The sequence below is a fragment of the Streptomyces venetus genome (assembly GCF_039540295.1).
Lineage (GTDB): Bacteria > Actinomycetota > Actinomycetes > Streptomycetales > Streptomycetaceae > Streptomyces > Streptomyces venetus.
Map to the genome: position 1 here is coordinate 988,802 of NZ_BAABET010000002.1, position 15,846 is coordinate 1,004,647.

Below are 15,846 nucleotides of genomic sequence, written 5' to 3' on the forward strand. Positions count from 1 at the left end.
GTGACGTAGCCTTACCTCCGGTAACCTTACTCCAGAGTAAGCAAGAGTGCGCCTTCAGTGTGAGCCGTCGTCGGGAACTGGGAGTTGGAATGGCCGACCGCTATCTGCGCATCACCGGTACCGCACCCGGCCGCTTCCTCACCCGTCGGCTCGGGCTGCCGCAGCCCGCGGCCCTGGTCCGCTGGTCCGCCGAGCGGCCCGCCCTGGACGGCGGCCTGCTGCACCTCACCGCCGGCAGCTCCGCCCTCGACCTGGCGCCGGTCCTCGCCCGTACGGGAGTCGCCCCGGCCGGCTCCGGCCGGACCGCCGCCGTCGTGCTGGACGCGACCGGGGTGCGGGACGTCGAGGGACTGGCCGGGGTGCACGCGGCCCTGCACCCGGTCGTACGGTCGGTCGCCGACAGCGGGCGCGTGGTGGTGCTCGGCGCACCACTCGACCCCGCCGACCACCATCAGGCCGCCGCCCAGCAGGCCCTGGAGGGCTTCACGCGCTCACTCGGCAAGGAGATCGGCCGGGGCAGGACCGTGAACCTGGTCCGGCTCACGGACGCGTCCGCCGCGGAGTCCACCCTCCGCTTCCTGCTGTCGCCGAAGTCGGCGTACGTGAGCGGGCAGGTGATCGAGGTCGGGCCCGGCGAAGAGGCCAGTGAAGAGCCCGGCGAAGGGCCCGGTGAAGAACCTGGCGAAGAGGCCAGTGAAGAGCCCTCCGCCCTCGTCGACCGGGACCGCCCCCTGACCGGCCGCACCGCCCTGGTCACCGGCGCCGCACGCGGCATCGGTGAAGCGGTCGCCGAGACACTCGCCCGGGACGGTGCCCGGGTCGTCGTCCTCGACGTGCCGCAGGCCGAGCAGGACGCCCGGCGCGTCGCCGACCGGATCGGCGGCACCGCCCTGCTCCTCGACATCACGGCCGCGGACGCCGGTGCCCGGATCGCCGAGGCCCTGCCCGACGGCCTGGACGTGCTGGTCCACAACGCGGGCATCACCCGGGACCGCCGGCTGGTGAACATGCCGGTCGAGCGCTGGGTCCCGGTGCTGGAGGTGAACCTGGCGAGTGTGCTGCGCACGACGGACGCACTGCTCAAGGCCGGGACGCTGAACCGCGGCGGCCGGATCGTGGCGACGGCCTCGATCGCGGGCCTCGCCGGCAACGCCGGGCAGACCAACTACGGTGCGAGCAAGGCGGGCGTCGTCGGTCTGGTCCGCTCCCTCGCGCCCCGCGCGCTCGCGGAGCACGGGGTGACGGTCAACGCGGTCGCGCCCGGCTTCATCGAGACGAAGATGACGGCGGCCGTCCCGCTGTTCATCCGCGAGGCGGGCCGCCGGATGAACTCCCTCGCCCAGGGCGGCCTCCCGGTGGACGTCGCCGAGACCACCGCGTGGCTCGCCGACCCGGGCTCGGGCGCGGTCAACGGCCAGGTCGTCCGCGTCTGCGGCCAGAGCCTGCTGGGGGCGTGATGGCCGACGCCGCTCTCGTCCTCACCCAGCCCCCGTCCCTCGCCCCGCTCCTCGCCCGCGGCGCCCTGCTGTCACCCTTCAAACGGCCCTCCCCCGATTCGGAGTTCCCGCGCACCCGGCTCGTCCTGCCGGGCCTGCGCGTCGACCTCGCGCGACTGGCGGCGTACGAGCGGGTGTGCGGATTCCCGACCGGGGAGGACACGCTGCCGCTGACCTATCCGCACGTGCTGGGATTCCCCCTGGCCATGCGGCTGATGAGCGGCCGGGACTTTCCGCTGCCGCTGCTGGGCCTCGTCCACACGTCGATCACGATCACCCGGCACCGGGGCATGCCGGCCACCGGCGCGTACGAACTCGCGGTGTGGGTCGAGGGACTGGCACCGCACCGGCGCGGCACGGAGGCGACGATCGTCACCGAGGTGCGCGAGGGCGGGGACATGGTGTGGCAGTCGAGCAGCACATACCTCGCCCGCCACGACACGCGCAGGCCGGCCGGGTCGGCCGGACCCCCTGGGACCCCCAGGTCCACCGAGCCCCGCGGCGAGGAGGTGCGTAAGGCGTTGGCCGTCGTCGGCGAGTGGCGGGTCGGCGAGGAGGTCGGGCGGCGGTACGCGGCCGTGTCCGGTGACCGTAATCCGATCCATCTCCATCCGCTCACCGCCCGCCTTTTTGGCTTCCCCCGGGCCATCGCGCACGGCATGTGGACGGTCGCCCGCTGCCTCGCCGCACACGGCACGCCGGACTCCTGCTACCTCCGCGCCGAGTTCCGGGCACCGGTCCCGCTCCCCGCGACGGTGACGTACGGGGCGGAGGACGGCCGGTTCGAACTGCGCGGGCGGGACGACCGGTTGCACGTGGCCGGAGAGGTCCGCCGGACCTGAAGCGGGGCTAGCCGTCCGCAGGCTCCTCCGGGGGCGACCACGGCCGTCCGGCCATGAGGTCGCCCAGGCCGGCCCAGGCGAAGTTCATCAGGGTCGCCGCGGCCTGCCGGGCCGTGACGCCGGGGGTGGCGTTGGCCCAGGCGGCGAGCGACTCGGCGGCGCCGACGAGGGCCTCGGCGAGACCGCCGACCTCGCGCTCCGGCAGGTCGGGGTCGTGGGGGTACCTCCCTGCTCGAGCGCAGCCGAGAGCTTGAGGGAGGGCCTCGCGGGCGGCGTCGAGGATCAGCTGGGTGACGAACGCGACGATCTCCTCGCGCATCGCGGTGACCTCGGCGGCGAACGGCTCGCCGTGGGTACGGGCCTGGAGGTGCAGTACGGCCCAGGCGTCCGGGTTGCGCCCCGTGTGCGTGAAGAACGCGCCGAGCCCTTCCCAGAGTTGCCGGTCAGCGGGCAGATCGCGCCGGACCCCGGCCCGTACCGCCTCGACGAGTGCCGCGGCCTCGCGGCGGATGCAGGCGGTGAAGAGGTCTTCCTTGGAGTTCAGGTACAGGTAGACCAACGGCTTGGACACGCCCGCGAGTTCGGCTATCTCGTCCATCGACGCGGCCCGGTACCCCCGCTGGCCGAAGATCTGCACGGCGGCGTCCAGCATCTGCTGTTCACGGACCGCACGCGGCATCCGCTTGGTCTTCACGGCACCCATGGCGTTCAGCGTACGGTCCCCCTGGCCGGTCCTCGGTCGGGAACCGATGGGACCGGCCAGGGGGACCGGAGGAGCGTAGGCGCGAAAGCCGGTGCCGTCAGGCCGCCGCCGGGACCTGCTCGGGCCGCTCGTCGCGCGGCTCGTCCAGGGAGGAACCGTCGGCCGTGGCGTAGGCGTCACGGTCGAGCAGGTTCTCCCGGGCCGAGACCAGGACCGGGATCAGGGCCTGCCCGGCGACGTTCGTCGCGGTGCGCATCATGTCGAGGATCGGGTCGATCGCGAGGAGCAGACCGACGCCCTCCATCGGCAGGCCGAGGGTGGAGAGGGTGAGGGTCAGCATGACCGTCGCGCCGGTCAGACCGGCCGTGGCGGCCGAGCCGACCACCGAGACGAACGCGATCAGCAGGTAGTCACCGACACCGAGCTGGATACCGAAGATCTGGGCGACGAAGATCGCGGCGATCGCCGGGTAGATCGCGGCGCAGCCGTCCATCTTGGTCGTCGCGCCGAACGGCACCGCGAAGGACGCGTACTCCTTCGGCACGCCGAGCCGCTCGGTGACCTTCTGCGTCAGGGGCATGGTGCCCACGGACGAGCGGGAGACGAAGGCCAGCTGGATGGCGGGCCAGGCACCCTTGAAGAACTGGATCGGGTTGGCCTTGGCGACGGTGGCGAGCAGGATCGGGTAGACCACGAAGAGCACGATCGCGCAGCCGACGTAGATGTCGACGGTGAAGGTGGCGTACTTGCCGATCAGGTCCCAGCCGTAGGTGGCGATGGCGTTGCCGATGAGGCCGACGGTGCCGATCGGGGCGAGCCGGATGACCCACCACAGCGCCTTCTGGAGCAGGCTGAGCACGGACTCGCTGAGGGTGAGGATCGGCTGGGCCTTCTCGCCGAGCTGGAGCGCCGCGATACCGGCGACGGCGGCCATGAAGACGATCTGGAGCACGTTCAGCTCGGTGAACGGCGTGATCACGTCCGTCGGCACGATGCCGGTGAGGAAGTCGATCCAGGAGCCGGTGTCCTCGGGCTTCGCGCCGTCCTTGGGCGTGAGGCCGGTGCCGGCGCCCGGGTTGGTGAGCAGGCCGATGACGAGACCGATGCTCACCGCGATCAGCGACGTGGCCATGAACCAGAGGAGGGTGCGCGAGGCCAGGCGGGCCGCGTTGTTGACCTTCCGCAGGTTGGTGATCGAGACCAGGATCGCGAAGAAGACGAGCGGGGCGACGGCGAGCTTCAGCAGCCCGATGAAGGTGTCGCCGACCTTCTCCAGGGTCGTGACCAGCCAGGACAGGTCCTGACTGCGGGCGAGCCAGCCGAGCAGCACGCCAAGGACGAGACCGGCGATGATCTGGGCCCAGAAGGGCACCTTGAAGGACTTCGTGTGTGAGGACACGGACCGACTCCGTTGGGGGGACGCGTAGGGGAGCTGACGTGGGAGACGACGGGGGGTTGGCGTTACGTCAGGGACGACAGGTAAGCGGACGCGCACCGACAGAGATCCACGTGCAGGCGCGCCACGAGCGAGACGCTCTGGGGCGTGTGGGGCGCGACTGCTGACTTCATGACAATCACCTTAACACCTGAACTTTGAGGACCCCAAAGCCTGGCTTTGACAGGCGAAAACGCGGATGCACCCATACAAGGCAAAGCGCCCCGTTTCCGAGCATGTTCGGAAACGGGGCGCTGGACGCCTGTGAGGGACGTTACGAGGTCTGGGCGCGGGACGTGTCGTCGGCCACGTCCTCCGCGTCCTCCTGGCTGCGGTTGGCCTCCAGGTTGGCCTTCATCCGGTCGACCCGCTGCACGATCTGCACGGACGCCCGGTCGCGCTCCTTGCGCAGCACCACGAAGCTGATCGGCGCGGAGAGCACCAGGGCGAGCAGGACGACCCACAGGCCGTTGCTGTCGCCGAGGCCGCTCGGGGCGAGGCCGGAGTAGACGAGGCCCCAGACGACCACGAGGCAGCCCACGAAGATTCCGAGGCGCATCAGTGTGTAGCGGAGCATCTCAATCCACTCTTCCGATTCCAAAAAGGGCCACTGTTCAGTGAAGCACGCCGCGCGGCCGATCTTGCAGCGGGGTCAGTTCAGCGAGAGAAGAGCGGAAGAGGGGAAGAGGGGTCAGCTCAGCGGCAGAAGCATGATCACGTCGTCCCGGTCGTCACCCGGTGCCACCCGGATGGCGTCCGGGATCCGGCCGACCTCCTTGTAGCCGCAGGACCCGTAGAACCGCTCGAGCCCGAGCCCGCCCCGGCAGGTCAGCCGGATCGCCTCGATGCCGTCGAGCCCCCGGGCCGCGTCCGCCGCGGCGGCCAGCAGATCACGCCCGTACCCCTTGCCCTGGTGACGCGGGTGCACCATCACCGTGTACAGCCACAGCCAGTGCGTCATCAGCTGGTGCGTGTTGAGGGTCAGGAACGCGGTCGCCGCGGCCCGCCCGTCCTCGTCGTGCCCCACGAGCAGCCTCACCTGCCCCTCCGCCATCAAGGCGAAGTGCTTCAGCAGCAGGGGCCGGATGTCCTCCCGCGTCACCGGCGGCACGAACCCGACGGCTCCGCCGGCGTTGGAGACATCGGCCCACAGATCGAGGATGCCGTCGCGCAGCTCCGGAGTGACGGCGGGATCGAGCGTGAAGGTAAGGGGCATGCGGGGATTGTAGCTATTACCCCAGCACGGCTTGTAACTATTACCCCAGTGCCTGCGCCGCCACCTTCAGATCCGACAGCAGCCCCTGGTACGCCGCCTCCCGGTCCTCCGCCCGCAGCACCGAGGACGGATGCACCGTCGGCACCAGCCGCTCCGCCCGCCCGTGGATCTCCTCCTCCAGCACGGTGCCGCGCACCTGCGTCACCCGGAACGAGGACCCGAGCAGCGCCTTCCCGGCGGTGGCCCCCAGCACGACGATCAGCTCCGGCTCCACGACGGCGAGCTCCGCGGCCAGCCAGGGCCCGCACGCGGTCATCTCCCTCAGGCTGGGCGCCTTGTGGATCCGCCGCTTGCGCGGCTCGGCCTGCGTGAACTTGAAGTGCTTCACGGCGTTGGTGACATAGGCCTCGGCGGGATCGATCCCCGCCTCCTCCAACGCCCGGTCCAGCAACCGCCCGGCAGGCCCGACGAACGGCTTCCCCTGCCGATCCTCCTGATCCCCGGGCTGCTCCCCTACGAGCATGACCCGGGCATCCGCATCGCCGGCACCGAAGACGGTCTGCGTGGCATCCCGGTGCAGGGGGCAGCCCCGGCACTCGGCAGCGGCCCGCCGTAGAGCGGCGAGCCCACCGCGTTCTGGAAGGAAGGGTTCAGCCGTATAGGCATCCTCGGACGTCTTGGTCCTGACCATGCCCCCCGGGTACCCACCCCAGGGGCGCGGGGAACTGCGCGCTCAACCCCCACAAACCCGCAGCCGAAGGACGTCACACACGCATCGGCTGCGGCGACTCCCGAAGCTCCGGATCGGGCCCGTCATACTCCCGAATGATCTCGTACCGAGTGTTCCGCTCAACGGGCCGGAACCCGGCATCCCGAATCAGATCCAGCAGATCCTCACGCGTCAGCTTGTTCGGCGTCCCGTAGTTGTCCGCATCATGCGTGATCTTGTACTCGACGACCGACCCGTCCATGTCATCGGCACCGTGCTGCAAGGCCAGCTGCGCCGTCTGCACCCCGTGCATCACCCAGAAGACCTTCACATGCGGCACGTTGTCGAACAGCAGCCGCGACACCGCGAAGGTCTTCAGCGCCTCCGCACCCGTCGCCATCTGCGTCCGCGCCTGAAGGCGATTGCGCACCTTCCCGTCCTGCATGTCGACGAAGTCGTGCTGGTACCGCAGCGGAATGAAGACCTGGAACCCGCCGGTCTCGTCCTGCAACTCCCGCAGCCGCAGCACGTGGTCGACACGGTGGCGCGGCTCCTCGATGTGCCCGTACAGCATCGTGCACGGGGTCTTCAGCCCCTTCTCGTGCGCGAGCCGGTGGATCCGGGACCAGTCCTCCCAGTGGGTGCGGTGGTCGACGACGTGCTGCCGGACCTCCCAGTCGAAGATCTCCGCGCCACCACCCGTCAGCGACTCCAGACCGGCATCGATCAGCTCGTCGAGGATCTCCGACGCGCTCATCCCCGAGATGGTCTCGAAGTGGTGGATCTCGGTCGCCGTGAAGGCCTTCAGCGAGACGTGCGGCAGCGCGGCCTTCAGCTCCCGGAGCGAACGCGGGTAGTACCGCCACGGCAGGTTCGGGTGCAGCCCGTTGACGATGTGCAGTTCGGTGAGGTTCTCCGACTCCATCGCCTTCGCGAGCTTGACGGCCTCCTCGATGCGCATCGTGTACGCGTCCTTCTCCCCCGGCTTGCGCTGGAAGGAGCAGTACGCGCAGGAGGCCGTGCACACGTTCGTCATGTTGAGATGACGGTTGACGTTGAAGTGCACGACGTCGCCGTTCTTGCGGGTGCGCACCTCGTGCGCGAGGCCGCCGAGCCAGGCCAGGTCGTCCGACTCGTACAGCGCGATGCCGTCCTCACGGGTCAGTCGGACGCCCGTCCTGACCTTCTCCTCCAGCTCGCGCTTGAGCCCGAGATCCATGCCCACACCTTTCTACGAAGACGTCCCCACCGTACGACTACTCCTGTTCAGGCAGTTCCCCGACCCGGTTCTCCCACTTGGTGGAGAGCACGATCGTCGTACGCGTCCGGGACACGCCCTTCGTGCCGCTGAGCCGCCGGATGATCTTCTCCAGGCCGTCCACGTCCGTCGCCCGCACCTTGAGCATGTACGAGTCGTCGCCCGCGATGAACCAGCAGTCCTCGATCTCCGAGAGGTCCCTCAGCCGCTGGGCCACGTCCTCATGGTCGGCTGCGTCGGAGAGCGAGATGCCGATCAGGGCGATGACGCCGAGGCCGAGCGAGGCGGCGTCGACGGTGGCCCGGTAGCCGGTGATGACCCCGGCCGCCTCCAGCCGGTTGATGCGGTCGGTGACACTGGGTCCCGACAGTCCGACGAGGCGTCCCAGCTCCGCGTAGGAGGCCCGGCCGTTCTCCCTCAGGGCCTGGATGAGCTGCCTGTCCACCGCGTCCATTGCGATCGAAGCCTTCCGCTGAAGTAGGTCTGTGATTGTGGTGAGGTCTGCACGATGGAGCTCAGCCGGAACGGTCGGATCCGCCGCCGAGCTCACCTTGCCAACGGCGGTAGAGCCGGTGCGGCACGCCCGCCGCGTCGAGTACGCGTCCGGCGACGAAGTCCACCAGGTCCTGGATGTGCGTCGCCCCCGCGTAGAAGGCGGGTGAGGCGGGCACGACGACCGCGCCCGCGTCGTCGAGGGTGACCAGGTGCCGGAGGGTCTGACCGTTCAGCGGGGTCTCGCGTACGGCCACGACCAGCGTGCGGCTCTCCTTCAGGGTCACGCTCGCCGCCCGCTGCAACAGGTCCTTCGACAGCCCGAGCGCCACTCCGGCCACGCTCGCGGTCGAGGCGGGCACGATCAGCATGCCCTTGGCCGGGTACGACCCCGAGGAGGGCCCGGCGGCCAGGTCACCGGCGCTCCAGTGGCGTACGGCACCGACGTCCACGGCGAAGGTGCCCGGCTTGCCGTCGGCGCCCCGGGACAGCCATTCGCGCAGGTCGTCGCGCCAGTGGGCGTCCCGGAAGGAGATCCCGGTCTCGTCGAGCAGGGTGAGGCGGGAGGCTCGGCTGACGACCAGGTCGACGCTCTCCCCCGCTTCCAGGAGCGCACGCAGCACGGCAGCCGCGTACGGCGTACCGGAGGCCCCTGAAACCCCCACGATCCAAGGCGTGCGCTGCGTTTCCCCTGCGTTCACATCTTGAGCGTACCGGTGGACGGACCGGTCAGACGGTCAGCCCCCGCACGAGCAGGTCCAGCAGCGCGCAGACGAACAGGGCGATGCCGATGAAGCCGTTGACGCTGAAGAACGCGCGGTTGAGGCGGGACAGGTCGTGGGGCCGGACGATGGTGTGCTCGTAGAGGAAGGCACCCGCGACGACCAGCAGGCCCAGCCAGAAGAACGCGCCGGCGTCGGTGGCCAGGGCGTACCAGACGAACAGGGCCGTCGTGAGGGCGTGGCAGACGCGGGCGCCCCACACGGCCGCCGGGACGCCGAAGCGGGCCGGGACGGACAGGACGCCGATCTCGCGGTCGGTCTCGACGTCCTGGCAGGCGTAGATCAGGTCGAAGCCGCCGATCCAGATGCCCACGGCGAGACCGAGGATGACGGCGTCCCAGGACCACTCGCCCGTGACCGCCAGCCAGCCGCCGACCGGGCCCATCGCCTGGGCCAGGCCCAGGATGGCCTGCGGGAAGTTCGTGAACCGCTTGCCGTACGGGTAGACCACCATCGGGATCACCGCGATGGGGGCCAGGGCCAGGCACAGGGGGTTCAGCAGGGCCGCCGCGCCCAGGAACACGACCAGGGCGATCAGGGCGCCCGTCCACGCGTGCCGGACCGACATCGCGCCCGTCACCAACTCGCGGTGCGCCGTACGCGGGTTGCGGGCGTCGATCTCCCGGTCGATGATCCGGTTGACCGCCATGGCGAAGGTCCGCAGCCCCACCATGCAGACGGTGACGAGCAGCAGCCGCCCCCAGTGGATGTTCCGGTCCAGCTGGAACATCGCGGTGAGCGCGGCGATGTAGGCGAAGGGCAGCGCGAAGACCGAGTGCTCGATCATCACGAGACGCAGGAACGCCTTGGTGCGTCCCGGCTGGGGGATCGCGGCGGAGGCGCTGGTCACAGGCCGTACTCCTTCCAGCGGCGGTCCACCTTCGCCGCCGTCTCCGGATCCGACTCGACCATGTCGGGCCAGCCGCCGTCGCGCGTGTAGCCCTCCTCGGGCCACTTCTTCGTCGCGTCGATACCGGCCTTGCCGCCCCAGAACTGCTGGTAGGAGGCGTGGTCGAGGTGGTCGACGGGGCCCTCGACGATGCTCAGGTCGCGGGCGTAGTCCGTGTTGCCCAGCGCCCGCCAGGCGACCTCGTGCAGATCGTGCACGTCGCAGTCGGAGTCGACGACGACGATCAGCTTGGTCAGCGACATCATGTGCGCACCCCAGACGGCGTGCATGACCTTCTGCGCGTGCTTCGGGTACTTCTTGTCGATCGAGAGGATCGCGCAGTTGTGGAAGCCGCCCGCCTCCGGCAGGTGGTAGTCCACGATGTCGGGGATGATGATCTTCAGCAGCGGCAGGAAGAAGCGTTCCGTCGCGCGGCCGAGGGGCCCGTCCTCCGTCGGAGGGCGGCCGACCACGATCGACTGGAGCAGCGGCCGCTTCCGCATCGTCACGCAGTCGATCTTCAGGGCCGGGAACGGCTCCTGCGGCGTGTAGAAGCCGGTGTGGTCGCCGAAGGGGCCCTCGGGAAGCATCTCGCCGGGCTCCAGCCAGCCCTCGATCACGACCTCGGCCTGCGCCGGCACCTGGAGCGGCACGGTCTTGCAGTCGACCATCTCGATCCGCTTGCCCGCGAGGAACCCGGCGAACAGGTACTCGTCGATGTCGCCGGGCAGCGGGGCGGTGGAGGCGTACGTCACGGCGGGCGGGCACCCGAAGGCGATCGCGACGGGCAGCCGCTCACCCCGGCGCGCCGCCACCTGGTAGTGGTTCCGGCTGTCCTTGTGGATCTGCCAGTGCATGCCGATGGTGCGCTTGTCGTGCCGCTGGAGCCGGTACAGCCCGAGGTTGCGGATGCCCGTCTCCGGGTCCTTGGTGTGGGTCAGCCCCAGGTTGAAGAAGGAGCCGCCGTCCTTCGGCCAGGTGAAGAGGGCGGGCAGCTGGTCCAGGTCCACGTCGTCGCCGGTGAGGACGACCTCCTGCACCGGCCCGTCCTTGACCTTCTTCGGCGGTACGTGCGTCATCGAGCCGAGCTTGCCGAAGGCCTCGCGCACGCCGACGAACCCGTGCGGCAGCTCGGGCCTCAGCAGCCCGCCGATCTTCTCGGAGATCTCGCCGTACGACTTCAGCCCCAGCGCCTTCAGCAGGCGCCGGTCCGTGCCGAACACGTTCATCGCGAGCGGCATGCTCGCCCCGCGCACGTTCTCGAAGAGCAGCGCGGGCCCGCCGGCCTTCTGCACCCGGTCGACGATCTCCCCGACCTCCAGATACGGGTCGACCTCGGCCTTGATGCGCTTGAGGTCACCCTCGCGCTCCAGCGCCCTGAGCAGGGAGCGAAGATCGTCGTAAGCCATGGGGTCCAGTATCCCCGAGCCGCTACCCTGGCCCTGAACCGCCCACCGCTTTCGCTGAGAGGCCGCATGCTCCGGGTACTGATGTTCCTCGTGCCGCTGGCGCTGAGCGTGTACGCGTTCATCGACTGCATCAGCACCAAGGACGACGACATCCGCCACATGCCCAAGCCGCTTTGGGCGCTGCTCGTCCTGGTGTTCCCCCTCGTCGGTTCCCTCTCCTGGCTCATCGCCGGCAAGAGGCGCAGCCCCGCCGCCGACGGCTGGTCAGGGGTCCGGGGCGGACGCTCCCGGCAGTGGGTGGCCCCCGACGACAACCCCGACTTCCTGAAGTCCCTCGACGAGGACCGGGACAAGGACGACGACCCGAGGCGCGACGAGCCCTGAGGGGGTCCTGCGGGGCTTTCGGGAAACGGGTTGCCTCGGAGACACGTATGGTCGTCAATGGTGTTCACACTGTGACCACCGGCCTTCAGAAGGACGCCATGGAGATCCAGCAGCCCCCGGGGCAGTGGGACGTGCCGCCCCCGCCCTCCACTCCACCGCGCGCCATGACCAACGTCGAACTCCGCGTCCACAAGCGCCTGTTATGGGTCGGCGGCGCGGCCTATCCCCTGCGCAACATCGCCCGGGTGTACACGTTCACCCTCCGCCCCAAGCGCAAGGAGGCGGTCTTCCGCTTCCTGTCCCGGACCGGGATCATCCTGGCCGTGGCCATCGGCCTGTCGATCATCGGCGGCCTGATCTCCCTCGCGAGCAGTTCCAGCGGCCCGTACGAGAGTGAGCAGTCCAGCGGCGGCGGACTGATCGTCCTCGTGTGGATCTGCTCCGGTGCGGCGCTGATCTACTTCTTCGTGGACATGCTCTCCGTCGTCACGGCCCCGTCCCACTACGTCCTCGCCGTCGAGACGGCCGGCCCCTCCACGGCGATGGTGACCAGCCCCGACCCGCAGCACCTGGACCGGCTCGTGGGCTACGTCTCGGGCGCGCTGGAGAATCCTGACACCGAGTTCCAGGTGACGGTGGAGCGCCTGACGATCAACTCACCCACGAACTACCACTTCGGCGACAGCGTGAACATGTACGGCGGCAGCGGGAACACGGGGATCGCAGCATGAGCGGCAACAACTACCACTACGGCGACAACGTCAGCATGTACGGCGGCAGCGGCAACACGGGCATCGTGAAGAACGCGGCCACGGGCGACACGGACCCCGCTCTGCGACTGGCCCTGGCCGAGCTGATCCGCGAAGTACGGGAGTTGCGCGACCAGCTGCCGCAGCCGAGCGCGCAGCTCATCGACGAGTCCCTGCCGGTACTGGCCGCGGACGCCGCACCCGTGCAGGAGCGGCACCGTGCGCTGATGGCTGTCGCCGCGATCGCCGCGGCCGTCGGGGCCGTGGGCCAGCCGGTCGCGGAGGCGGCCAACAGGATCCTGCAGATGGTGAGCGGGCAGTAGTCAGCGCACGGAGCCGACGAATGCCGACCAGGCGGACCGGCTCACGACCAGGACGGGTCCGTCAGGGTTCTTGCTGTCGCGGACGGGGACGGTTTCGGGGAAACCGGGGGCTACTTCGATGCAGTTGCCGCCGTTTTCGCCGCTGTAGCTGCTCTTGATCCAAGTCGCCGCGCAGAGTTCGTGCCTCTTCATGCTGCTCGTACCCCTTCATCGCGTCGCTGATCATGGCGACGGACTCGCGGACCGACAGAGCGTCCGCCCTGAGCACATCATAGGCGTGGCTATGACCTGTGTAGACGGCCGGATCATCGGTGAAATGGCCACGGTCCAGCGACTCCGAGTACACGCATCGACGCCCGTCCGGCAGCTCGATCAGCGACATGGAGACGTTGGGCCGGAGGAGTTCCGAGAAGCTCGCCGGAGCAACCTGGACACGGATGTTGGGGCGCTTCCCGACACTGAGCAGGTGTGCGCACTGGTCCCTCATGATCGCCGGGCTGCCGACCACGTTGCGCAGGCAGCTCTCGTCCAGGACGACGATGTACAGCGGGCCGCCATCGGCCAGGAACCGCCGCTGCCGACTCAGTCGGGCGCGAGCCCGGTCCTCGACCTCGTCGCCACTGGCGACACGTGCGAACAGCGCCCGGACGTAGTCACCTGTTTGCAACAGCCCTGGGATGAGGCGCTCATGGTACTCCCGCAGGGTCACGGCCACCTCATCCATCTCAGCCCTGCGCCGGAACCAATCAGGATGCTCCACCTGCGGATACCAGTCGATCCGCCCCCACAGGCGAGCCAACACCCCACCGGTCCCGAGGAGTTCGTCGCACGCCTTGGCGAACGAGTCCTGGGGCACCCGTGTCCCCGCCTCCACCCGCGCCACATGCGAGCGGTCGCACGGGATCTGTCTCGCCAGAGCCTCCTGCGTGAGCAGCGCCGCCTCACGGAAATGCCGCAGCACCTCCCCGAACACGGCTGCCGTACTCGCCCCCGACTCCGCCCCGCCGTTCCGTCGGCTCACGGCTCCCCCTCCGTGACAGTGCACCGGTGTCACACGCCAAGCATTGAACCGGACCGTTCCCCTGCGCAACGCTCGATACACCCAGAGTTACGGAGGTGCAGGGAAATGGAACCGGGAACGCTCGTCTACGACCCGCAAGCGGGCAAGGTCGGCGAGTACCAGGACAGAACCGGCCCGTACGTGATGCTGCGCCCGGTCGGCGGCGGCCGGGAGTGGCAGGCGGACCCGGCGAGCATCCGCGAGGCGACCCGGGAGGAGCGGCTCCGTGCCGGCGTACGTGCGGCCAACGACCGTTCCAGGGAGGGACTGTCGGCGGATCCGAACCGCCCTCCGGTCCCGGTGCCGGGGTGCGCGACGTGCGAGGAGCTGGCCGTGCGCCGGGACAGGGCGCGGGCGGCGTTCGACGGAAGTGCCGTGACGGACGCGAACGTTCTGCTGCGCCACCATCAACGGCAGGAGCACGGTGGGGAGTCCGCCGGCCGCAGGATCTTCAGGTACGTGCCGTACTCGATCGTGCAGGACGCGTCGGCCCTGCCCGAGTACGAGGCGCGCTGCGTCTCCGGCGAGGACGCGGACTGCGGGGCCGGTTCCGGGCCCTGTTCGGCCCCGGCCGAGGTCGAGGAGTGGCAGCGCAGGCACACCCAGGAGACGAGGCACCTGCGCTACCGCCGCAGCTTCGCCGACTACGCGGTGCTGGAGAGGCGCGGCTGAGCCCGGACGGGTGTCAGGGGCGGTCGGTCAGCTTCCGCAGTTCGGGCGGGAGCTCCTTGACGGTGTCGGCGACGACGAGACGGTACGTGCCGGTGTCCTCGGCCACGGCGATGGCGACGCCGGGGTCCACGCCCCGCACGGCGGACGCGGTCATCAGGACCGGGTCCTCTCCGTCGTCGCCGTCGCCGTCGCCGGGGGTGTCGTCGCAGGCCGCGCGGGTGGCACCGCCGAGTGACTTCCCCACGGGGACGTCGGTCTCCTCCCTCCCCAGGTAGATGCGGTTGTCGTAGTCGACGACGTAGGCACAGGACGTCGCGGGCGCGCCGTCGTCGGAGGAGACCTGCGCGCAGCCGACGGACAGCGAGGCGAGGGTCGCTACCAGGAGCGCCCACGCGGGTGCGCGGTCGATGTGCGGGGGTGACGCCTTCATCGGTGGGCCTCCTCGGGGAGCCTGGGCTCCGGCTCGGTGGATACGCAACGAGGACGTCCGGGGGTGCGGATCGGTTCGGATTCCGGGTTGGGACTTTGGGCCGCCGGCTGCCGTTCTCCTGGCGTAACTTTCTGATCGATGACCGCCGAACGCCGTCTCCGCCCCGTCGATCTGGCCCGGCTGGCCGGGGTCTCGACGCAGCAGATCCGCAACTACGAGGACGCCGGGGTGCTCCCGCCGGCCGCCCGGACCGCGTCCGGCTACCGCGCCTTCACCGACCTGCACCGTCGTGCGCTGCTGGCGTACCGGACGCTGCTGAAGGGGTACGGGCCGGTCACGGCGACGCCGGTCATGCAGGCCGTGCACGCCGGGGACGTCCCGGGCGCGCTCGCGCTGGTCGACGCCGCGCATGCCGCCCTGCACGAGGAGCGGGTGTCGCTGCGGGCGGCGAGCGAGGCCCTGGAGCTGCTGGCGGTGGAGCCGACCGCGCCGCTGCCCCGTTCCGGCGGGCTGCGCATCGGCGAGGTGGCGGCGCTGCTGGGCGTACGGACGTCGGCGCTGCGGGTGTGGGAGGGGGCCGGGCTGCTGACGCCGCGGCGCGAGCGGGGCACGGGGTACCGGGTCTACGAGCCGGCCGATGTGCGCGACGCGCGGCTCGTGCGGACCCTGCGCCGCAGTCACTACCTGTTCGACCAGATCAGGCCGGTGCTGGACGGGTTGAGGAAAGAGGGCAGCAGCGACGCCCTGCGCGTGGCGATCGCGGCACGCGGGCAGGCCCTGACGGTCCGTACCAGGGTGATGCTCGAGGGTGCGGGCGCCCTCCACTCCTACCTCGACCGGCTCACCGAGGCCGGGAACGGGGACATCGGCGTCAACTGAGCGCACCGGTCAGGGTTCGTATCGCCGTTCGAGATGCCATCCGAATCGTTGAAAACCGGCGACACCCGGTGTCGTCGGTGGCGGGTTCGCCATTCCTTTGGTCGGGTCTATCCCACCT

At 70.0% G+C, this 15,846-nt stretch carries 19 protein-coding genes and 1 pseudogene; 7 read left to right on the forward strand and 13 right to left on the reverse strand.

Annotated elements, in window-relative coordinates:
* Positions 1-89 precede the first annotated feature (89 nt).
* Entirely contained in the window at positions 90-1,457 is a 1,368-nt protein-coding gene (locus tag ABEA82_RS09450) for a 3-oxoacyl-ACP reductase (RefSeq protein ID WP_345660898.1), read from the forward strand.
* Positions 1,457-2,338 (forward strand): MaoC family dehydratase, encoded by an 882-nt coding sequence (locus tag ABEA82_RS09455; protein ID WP_345660899.1) that lies wholly within the window; start codon positions 1,457-1,459, stop codon positions 2,336-2,338. The genes ABEA82_RS09450 and ABEA82_RS09455 overlap by 1 nt, the downstream gene beginning before the upstream one ends.
* Before the next feature lie 7 nt (positions 2,339-2,345).
* Here ABEA82_RS09455 and ABEA82_RS09460 read toward each other — a convergent pair whose 3' ends face one another.
* The 10 genes from ABEA82_RS09460 to ABEA82_RS09505 form a co-directional block, all read right to left on the reverse strand.
* Complete coding sequence (locus ABEA82_RS09460; protein ID WP_345660900.1) at positions 2,346-3,041, reverse strand: TetR/AcrR family transcriptional regulator; 696 nt, start codon at positions 3,039-3,041, stop codon at positions 2,346-2,348.
* Between the two features lie 97 nt (positions 3,042-3,138).
* Entirely contained in the window at positions 3,139-4,440 is a 1,302-nt protein-coding gene (locus ABEA82_RS09465) for a dicarboxylate/amino acid:cation symporter (protein ID WP_345660901.1), read from the reverse strand.
* Positions 4,441-4,750: 310 nt separating this feature from the next.
* Positions 4,751-5,053, reverse strand: a complete 303-nt coding sequence (locus tag ABEA82_RS09470) for a DUF4229 domain-containing protein (RefSeq protein WP_345660902.1) — start codon at positions 5,051-5,053, stop codon at positions 4,751-4,753.
* Positions 5,054-5,167: 114 nt separating this feature from the next.
* A complete protein-coding gene (locus ABEA82_RS09475; protein WP_345660903.1) occupies positions 5,168-5,692 on the reverse strand; it encodes a GNAT family N-acetyltransferase in 525 nt (174 codons plus the stop codon).
* Positions 5,693-5,732: 40 nt separating this feature from the next.
* Entirely contained in the window at positions 5,733-6,383 is a 651-nt protein-coding gene (locus ABEA82_RS09480) for a UdgX family uracil-DNA binding protein (RefSeq protein ID WP_345660904.1), read from the reverse strand.
* A 73-nt stretch (positions 6,384-6,456) separates the two neighbouring features.
* Positions 6,457-7,620: an aminofutalosine synthase MqnE gene (gene mqnE, locus ABEA82_RS09485; RefSeq protein WP_345660905.1), complete on the reverse strand. Its 1,164-nt coding sequence runs from the start codon at positions 7,618-7,620 to the stop codon at positions 6,457-6,459.
* 37 nt (positions 7,621-7,657) lie between these two features.
* Positions 7,658-8,113, reverse strand: coding sequence for an Lrp/AsnC family transcriptional regulator (locus ABEA82_RS09490; protein WP_345660906.1), 456 nt, complete (start codon positions 8,111-8,113; stop codon positions 7,658-7,660).
* A 61-nt stretch (positions 8,114-8,174) separates the two neighbouring features.
* Positions 8,175-8,852, reverse strand: coding sequence for a UbiX family flavin prenyltransferase (locus ABEA82_RS09495; protein ID WP_345660907.1), 678 nt, complete (start codon positions 8,850-8,852; stop codon positions 8,175-8,177).
* A gap of 28 nt (positions 8,853-8,880) precedes the next feature.
* Complete coding sequence (gene mqnP / locus ABEA82_RS09500; protein ID WP_345660908.1) at positions 8,881-9,783, reverse strand: menaquinone biosynthesis prenyltransferase MqnP; 903 nt, start codon at positions 9,781-9,783, stop codon at positions 8,881-8,883.
* On the reverse strand, positions 9,780-11,231 hold the full coding sequence (locus ABEA82_RS09505) for a menaquinone biosynthesis decarboxylase (RefSeq protein WP_345660909.1): 1,452 nt from the start codon (positions 11,229-11,231) through the stop codon (positions 9,780-9,782). The genes mqnP and ABEA82_RS09505 overlap by 4 nt, the downstream gene beginning before the upstream one ends.
* Before the next feature lie 66 nt (positions 11,232-11,297).
* Here ABEA82_RS09505 and ABEA82_RS09510 point away from each other — a divergent pair, with 66 nt between their 5' ends.
* The 3 genes from ABEA82_RS09510 to ABEA82_RS09520 all read left to right on the forward strand — a co-directional run bounded on the left by ABEA82_RS09510 (position 11,298) and on the right by ABEA82_RS09520 (position 12,687).
* On the forward strand, positions 11,298-11,615 hold the full coding sequence (locus ABEA82_RS09510) for a PLD nuclease N-terminal domain-containing protein (RefSeq protein ID WP_345660910.1): 318 nt from the start codon (positions 11,298-11,300) through the stop codon (positions 11,613-11,615).
* Positions 11,616-11,686: 71 nt separating this feature from the next.
* The gene (locus tag ABEA82_RS09515; RefSeq protein WP_345660911.1) at positions 11,687-12,346 is read left to right on the forward strand and encodes a DUF6232 family protein; all 660 of its coding nucleotides are present in this window, start codon (positions 11,687-11,689) and stop codon (positions 12,344-12,346) included.
* The gene (locus ABEA82_RS09520) at positions 12,343-12,687 is read left to right on the forward strand and encodes a hypothetical protein (protein WP_345660912.1); all 345 of its coding nucleotides are present in this window, start codon (positions 12,343-12,345) and stop codon (positions 12,685-12,687) included. Before ABEA82_RS09515 ends, ABEA82_RS09520 begins: the two co-directional genes overlap by 4 nt.
* Here the strand turns inward: ABEA82_RS09520 and ABEA82_RS09525 are convergent.
* Positions 12,688-12,795, reverse strand: a pseudogene (locus tag ABEA82_RS09525) (DUF397 domain-containing protein); the annotation flags it as partial.
* A complete protein-coding gene (locus ABEA82_RS09530) occupies positions 12,749-13,708 on the reverse strand; it encodes a helix-turn-helix domain-containing protein (RefSeq protein WP_345660913.1) in 960 nt (319 codons plus the stop codon). The gene ABEA82_RS09530 and the pseudogene ABEA82_RS09525, both read right to left, overlap by 47 nt.
* 105 nt (positions 13,709-13,813) lie before the next feature.
* Between ABEA82_RS09530 and ABEA82_RS09535 the strand changes: the two genes are divergently transcribed.
* A complete protein-coding gene (locus ABEA82_RS09535; RefSeq protein ID WP_345660914.1) occupies positions 13,814-14,419 on the forward strand; it encodes a DUF7848 domain-containing protein in 606 nt (201 codons plus the stop codon).
* Positions 14,420-14,432: 13 nt separating this feature from the next.
* Here ABEA82_RS09535 and ABEA82_RS09540 read toward each other — a convergent pair whose 3' ends face one another.
* Positions 14,433-14,849: a DUF6281 family protein gene (locus ABEA82_RS09540; protein ID WP_345660915.1), complete on the reverse strand. Its 417-nt coding sequence runs from the start codon at positions 14,847-14,849 to the stop codon at positions 14,433-14,435.
* 138 nt (positions 14,850-14,987) lie between these two features.
* On the opposite strand from ABEA82_RS09540, the gene ABEA82_RS09545 reads away from it, so the two are divergent.
* A complete protein-coding gene (locus tag ABEA82_RS09545) occupies positions 14,988-15,728 on the forward strand; it encodes a MerR family transcriptional regulator (protein ID WP_345660916.1) in 741 nt (246 codons plus the stop codon).
* Positions 15,729-15,846 lie beyond the last annotated feature (118 nt).

Excerpts from the sequence above, each read along its gene's own strand:
- ABEA82_RS09450 (WP_345660898.1), top strand. The coding sequence starts at position 90 with ATGGCCGACCGCTATCTGCGCATCACCGGTACCGCACCCGGCCGCTTC.
- ABEA82_RS09455 (WP_345660899.1), top strand. The coding sequence starts at position 1,457 with ATGGCCGACGCCGCTCTCGTCCTCACCCAGCCCCCGTCCCTCGCCCCG.
- ABEA82_RS09460 (WP_345660900.1), bottom strand. The coding sequence starts at position 3,041 with ATGGGTGCCGTGAAGACCAAGCGGATGCCGCGTGCGGTCCGTGAACAG.
- ABEA82_RS09470 (WP_345660902.1), bottom strand. The coding sequence starts at position 5,053 with ATGCTCCGCTACACACTGATGCGCCTCGGAATCTTCGTGGGCTGCCTC.
- ABEA82_RS09475 (WP_345660903.1), bottom strand. The coding sequence starts at position 5,692 with ATGCCCCTTACCTTCACGCTCGATCCCGCCGTCACTCCGGAGCTGCGC.
- ABEA82_RS09480 (WP_345660904.1), bottom strand. The coding sequence starts at position 6,383 with ATGGTCAGGACCAAGACGTCCGAGGATGCCTATACGGCTGAACCCTTC.
- mqnE (WP_345660905.1), bottom strand. The coding sequence starts at position 7,620 with ATGGATCTCGGGCTCAAGCGCGAGCTGGAGGAGAAGGTCAGGACGGGC.
- ABEA82_RS09490 (WP_345660906.1), bottom strand. The coding sequence starts at position 8,113 with ATGGACGCGGTGGACAGGCAGCTCATCCAGGCCCTGAGGGAGAACGGC.
- ABEA82_RS09505 (WP_345660909.1), bottom strand. The coding sequence starts at position 11,231 with ATGGCTTACGACGATCTTCGCTCCCTGCTCAGGGCGCTGGAGCGCGAG.
- ABEA82_RS09510 (WP_345660910.1), top strand. The coding sequence starts at position 11,298 with ATGCTCCGGGTACTGATGTTCCTCGTGCCGCTGGCGCTGAGCGTGTAC.
- ABEA82_RS09520 (WP_345660912.1), top strand. The coding sequence starts at position 12,343 with ATGAGCGGCAACAACTACCACTACGGCGACAACGTCAGCATGTACGGC.
- ABEA82_RS09535 (WP_345660914.1), top strand. The coding sequence starts at position 13,814 with ATGGAACCGGGAACGCTCGTCTACGACCCGCAAGCGGGCAAGGTCGGC.
- ABEA82_RS09540 (WP_345660915.1), bottom strand. The coding sequence starts at position 14,849 with ATGAAGGCGTCACCCCCGCACATCGACCGCGCACCCGCGTGGGCGCTC.
- ABEA82_RS09545 (WP_345660916.1), top strand. The coding sequence starts at position 14,988 with ATGACCGCCGAACGCCGTCTCCGCCCCGTCGATCTGGCCCGGCTGGCC.